6 protein-coding genes are annotated in these 4,776 nt (G+C 33.2%); 2 read left to right on the forward strand and 4 right to left on the reverse strand.

What is annotated here, in order from left to right; translation table 11 throughout:
* Positions 1-450: 450 nt before the first annotated feature.
* Positions 451-1,077, reverse strand: a complete 627-nt coding sequence (locus IJQ68_RS05330) for a zinc ribbon domain-containing protein (protein WP_292797925.1) — start codon at positions 1,075-1,077, stop codon at positions 451-453.
* 123 nt (positions 1,078-1,200) lie between these two features.
* Between IJQ68_RS05330 and IJQ68_RS05335 the strand changes: the two genes are divergently transcribed.
* Positions 1,201-1,743 (forward strand): flavodoxin family protein, encoded by a 543-nt coding sequence (locus IJQ68_RS05335; RefSeq protein WP_292797928.1) that lies wholly within the window; start codon positions 1,201-1,203, stop codon positions 1,741-1,743.
* 16 nt (positions 1,744-1,759) lie between these two features.
* On the opposite strand, the gene IJQ68_RS05340 is transcribed toward IJQ68_RS05335, so the two are convergent.
* Positions 1,760-2,890 carry a hypothetical protein gene (locus tag IJQ68_RS05340; RefSeq protein WP_292797930.1) on the reverse strand — a complete coding sequence of 377 codons (1,131 nt, stop codon included), beginning with the start codon at positions 2,888-2,890 and terminating at the stop codon, positions 1,760-1,762.
* A 316-nt stretch (positions 2,891-3,206) separates the two neighbouring features.
* Between IJQ68_RS05340 and IJQ68_RS05345 the strand changes: the two genes are divergently transcribed.
* The gene (locus IJQ68_RS05345) at positions 3,207-3,866 is read left to right on the forward strand and encodes a DUF11 domain-containing protein (protein ID WP_292797933.1); all 660 of its coding nucleotides are present in this window, start codon (positions 3,207-3,209) and stop codon (positions 3,864-3,866) included.
* 200 nt (positions 3,867-4,066) lie between these two features.
* Here the strand turns inward: IJQ68_RS05345 and IJQ68_RS05350 are convergent, their stop codons facing one another.
* Positions 4,067-4,579, reverse strand: coding sequence for a type II toxin-antitoxin system antitoxin SocA domain-containing protein (locus IJQ68_RS05350; protein WP_292797936.1), 513 nt, complete (start codon positions 4,577-4,579; stop codon positions 4,067-4,069).
* The coding region (locus tag IJQ68_RS05355) for a hypothetical protein (protein WP_292797939.1) at positions 4,569-4,776 on the reverse strand (208 nt) is incomplete at its 5' end. The genes IJQ68_RS05350 and IJQ68_RS05355, both read right to left, overlap by 11 nt.

Raw genomic sequence — 4,776 nt, forward strand, 5'->3', positions numbered from 1 at the left:
ACAAGGTATAATTTGGGTCTTTAATATCTAAATTTAATCTGTGTTTCATGTAGATCGCCAAATAAATATATGTAATGCATTATATTTAAATTTAACGATATTATAGAACCCTTTATTAAAAATTATTATAAATTCATCTGTATTTTTATAAACCCTAAATAATAACTATTACAAAATAGAAAAATAAAGAAAATTAGAAAGAATTTTTATCAAAAAAATTCAGACCCCTAAAAATATTATATTTCAACAAACACATGTATAGTTTAATTGTAAAAATAGTATTTTTTTGGAATCATTGCCATATTGCACAATGAAGTGTAATATTCCACATGCAGCAATGATTCTTTTACTCACAAAATGATTTGAAGTTTTACTTCGATTATACTTTAATATTTATACTTTTGAAGAAAAATAATAAAAAATAATGTAGTCAATGAAAATCAACTACATCTATGTGTTATTTGTAAGATTATATGATGCTGAGTGAACGGAAGTCAGTTTATTGGTGTTCATTGCTGATGTGAACTCATCTAAAACATCTCCGTCCTTTATAATCTGAACAGTCACATGATCAACGTCAACATAGTTTTGCGTGACGTATGAACTTATAGTTGCCGGGTAGTCGCTGTCCTTATAGTAATCATAATAAGACAGCTTGTTTGTCGTTGATGTCACTTCATTGTCGTTTGCATCATAATATATTGTCTTTATCATATAGCCGTTCATATCATCCGGGAAATTGTTTATGAAACCTGAAACATAGTATGAATAGTACAGTTTTCCGCTTGAGGTGTAATCATGAACATATACCTCATCAAATGTAATGGTTATGTTTTTTTCTGTAACTTCATTATCGCCGGAATTGAAAATAAAAAATCCTGCAGCGACAATTAATATTACTACTGCTGCAATCATTATGATGCATCCAAGATTAGATACAGTATTATCTGAAGGCTTTTCAGCTTTCGGTTTTTCCTGCTTATTGATTGGTACGTCCTCAATGTTTTCTCCGCATTCGATGCAGTGCTTTGCATTGTCCGGTGAGTTGACGCCGCAGTTAGGACATGTCTTGCTCATAGTTAGTCTCCATAATTTTGTTAATATAATATATCTAACTTATTATTAAAATAATTTCTCATTAATTTTAAATACTTTTTAGAATAAACTATTATTCATAAAAACAATCGGAGAGTATTATAAATGAAAATTATAGCACTTCAAGCCAGTCCACGTGTAGGTGGAAATTGTGACGTATTAATGGACGAAATGATTAAAGGCGCAGAGGAAAACGGCGCTGAAGTAACCAAATACTACCTTGAAAAAGAGGATATCGCACCATGTAAGGCATGCATGTTCTGCGCTGAAAATCCTGACTGTGTAAGGGAAGATGACGGTAACAAAATCATCAATGAGCTAGTAGCTGCAGACGGAGTAATATTTTCAACACCAATATACTACGGTCAGATGTCAGCTCAGGGAAAACTCATAATCGACCGTTTCTACGGCATAGGCCAAAACCCTGACAAAAGCCTAAGCGGAAAAGCAGCATTGATATTCACTGAAAATCAGCCTGAAGGAACTTACAAAGACTACATTGAACTTACAAAAGCATCCCCATTCGAATTCATGGGATATGATGTAATCGGCTATGTGGATGCGGGCAGCGCAGGTCCTGCAGGTATCGTAAAAGAGGAACAGGCTGACAAGTTAAAAGAAGCTTACGAACTCGGTAAAAAGTTTTAAAATAGCTCAATTTGAGCTATCTTCTATTTTTTCTATTTTTCTGTGTACCCCAAAGATTTTTGGTGTCTCTACTGTTTTTTGAATTCCAGAAAGTTGTGGTATTTCTGGCGTTTCTTTGGCGCTGAATATTTCTATTATCCCTTTTTGCATATCTTATTTTATTATATGTTCTGATACCTAAAACAAGGATTATAATTATCAAAATGACAGTTGCAATGTATCCTAAGATTGTTAAAATGAATCCGAAAACATCATTCTCTTCTTCAGGAAACTCAACTGTTCCAAAAGCCCTGTATGTAGGTGCAATAGGCAGGTTTGAACCTCTAATTACTGAACCGTTGAAGTGGACATTGTCATATGCTCCTGCAGTGTTCATTCCGTAAAATGATCCGTCATCGTTTGATATAAATAAATCAGTAACGTTTCCCTTGAATGTGTCATTGTCCACCTGATGGAAATAGAAAGTTGTTATGTCTCTTCTTTCCAATCCGAAACCGTCTGAAATTTCCAGTTTCTGCATGATTTTGACTTTATCTGTTGCGTTTAACTGGATATCGCCTGATCTGAAGTATGAGTATTTGTTCGGAATTGACAGATAGTCACCGGGATTTAGTTTGCCTTTGAAATGAGTGTCATTGACTACAGCCCAGTATGTACCGTTAGGTGACTTGATGATTGCATGTCCTTTTCCGTGAGCTGTTTTTATATCCTGAATTTCATTTAATCCTTCTTCTGTAATATTATTGTTTAAAATCATATCTGCAGTAAGATTTTCAATATATTCATTGTCGGAACCGTCATCAGATCCACCATATCCTATTGTCCAGCCGTCGCTTGTAACGATGACCTGGCAGAAGTATCCTCCTTCTTCCTTATGCTGTTTTATGGCCTGCTTTCCATGCCAGTCAGTTTCTTCGAGGAATATATCTGCAGCGTATCCTGCATCTCTTCTGAATGTCATAAGGCTGTTGTTTCCGTCAAGCTGACATACGACTGAACAGCATCCTGTCAGTTCGCTTGAGTTCGTAGTCTGCAATAATTCCACAATCTCATCGTATGTGGGATTATCATTTGCCGAATATGCACCCATTGCAAAGAGAAATACAATGAAGATGCCTAAAACCAATATAACACTCTTCTTATTCATATATACACTCTAAAATTTGATTAAAAAAATATATTACATATATATTTATACAAAGGAGTATAAAAACTTATGTTTTAATTAATATATGGGGAATTTTTTAAACAAGCGTTTAATTGGGATGTATAATTTTTATATTAATCAATATTTTACTGAATGAATGTATATCATTTTAACTAAAAATGTCAATGAAAAGCAAAATAGGTACTAATATATGCCATGAATGTGAAAATATTATTATAAAATCATTTATATATTGATTTTATTTAAGTGCTTAGATAATTTCCTAGTGATTTTATAGAAAGTTTTGTGTGATAAAATGAATACAAAATCTATTCTAGGAATATTGTTATTAATACTTGCATTATCCTTGACCTTAGGCTCTGTAAGTGCTGAAGAAATCACAAGCGATGATGCATCAGCAGACGTATTGTCTGTGGAAGAAACTGCTGTTGAGGAAGTTTCAAGCGATACTGGAAATGCTGCCGGTGAACCGGTGACAGCTAACGTTACAGCAGACACTTCAAAAGCCGATTTGGCAGTTGACGTGACTCCACTGCAACAGGTTGGAGACATGAACACCTGGAGTGTTGTTGTATACAATTACGGCCCAGATGTAGCTAAAAATACTATAGTAGCATTAGGCTCTGATAACTTAGCATATTATGATCACATTGCATTTTCCGGACAATTTGACCCTGAAACTGGTATTTGGTACGTGGGTGACTTAGCAAAAGGTGCATACACTGAATTAGTGCTTGCAATGTATAAAGTTGCTCCTGGACCAGCATTTATTGAAGCAGCAGCTGTAAGCGATACTTTTGATCCTGATTTATCAAACAATTATGATATTGCTTACATTGACGTAGAAAGCGCATCAGCAAGTGAAGAAACTTTACCTGCTACAGGCAATCCTTTAGCAATGGCTTTACTTGCTTTATTAGTAGTTGGAGTAGGCGGATTGAAAAGAAAATTATAGATTATTCTGATTCCTGACACTTCATTTAAATGATTGGTTATTTTAACTGGATTCATAAGGCAATATTCGGTTAACGCCTGTATTGTTTTGTGCTTTTAGTCACATATAAAATAATTATATTGTTTATTTGGATTTGATGGGATTATAATTGTTTATAATGGAGTTTTTAATCATAAACTCCCACTCTTTTTAAAAGTTTTTCATTTTACTATTTTTGAAAGATTCATACAAAAAATTTTTATTTCGTCATTATAATTCATCACAGAATATTCTGGTTCACGGTAGAATACCGCTTCATAATTTAAGGCTTCACATTCATCAGCTAACCTCCATGGAATATCTCCATGAAAATAGTTTTTTATAACAATTCTATTAATTGCATCATCAATTACCTGCAATTCATCTTTTGATAATAAATTCAAATCCGGTTCGGTTAATGAAGAGCATGTATTTAAAATAATTTCTGATATTTTTTCAATCTTTTTTTCATTAATTAATTCATTTACAGCAGCTGAAAAATGAACGGGTAGTAATCCTATTCTTTTTCGTATGTATCTTTCACCACTAATTGGCTTTTCATATTTCTCATAATAATCAAAGTCAGAAAAATACAGCAATTCATATAGAACTGCCCTGCCAATATTATCCTTTGATTCGCACTTACTTATTATGTAATGAATCATTGTTTTGAATTTTTCGAAATCAACTGTCATCTCGAACACCCAATACACCTTCATCAATCAGTTCATTAACAATATTATAAACATCTCCTAAATCAAGCTTTAAGTCATTTGCAATGTCTGACATGAAAACTCGTTTGTTCTGTTTACAGTATTCAATTATTTCTTCTTTTTGCTGATGGTATGGAATATCCCTTAATGTAATTTCTTCAATAATAGGAAGATTGAAA

Origin of the sequence: Methanobrevibacter sp., from assembly GCF_017447225.1 — an archaeon.
Lineage (GTDB): Archaea > Methanobacteriota > Methanobacteria > Methanobacteriales > Methanobacteriaceae > Methanocatella.

Coding starts and splice junctions, on each gene's coding strand:
- IJQ68_RS05330 (WP_292797925.1), bottom strand. CDS start 1,077: ATGAGCAAGACATGTCCTAACTGCGGCGTCAACTCACCGGACAATGCA.
- IJQ68_RS05335 (WP_292797928.1), top strand. CDS start 1,201: ATGAAAATTATAGCACTTCAAGCCAGTCCACGTGTAGGTGGAAATTGT.
- IJQ68_RS05350 (WP_292797936.1), bottom strand. CDS start 4,579: ATGACAGTTGATTTCGAAAAATTCAAAACAATGATTCATTACATAATA.
- IJQ68_RS05345 (WP_292797933.1), top strand. CDS start 3,207: ATGAATACAAAATCTATTCTAGGAATATTGTTATTAATACTTGCATTA.
- IJQ68_RS05340 (WP_292797930.1), bottom strand. CDS start 2,890: ATGAATAAGAAGAGTGTTATATTGGTTTTAGGCATCTTCATTGTATTT.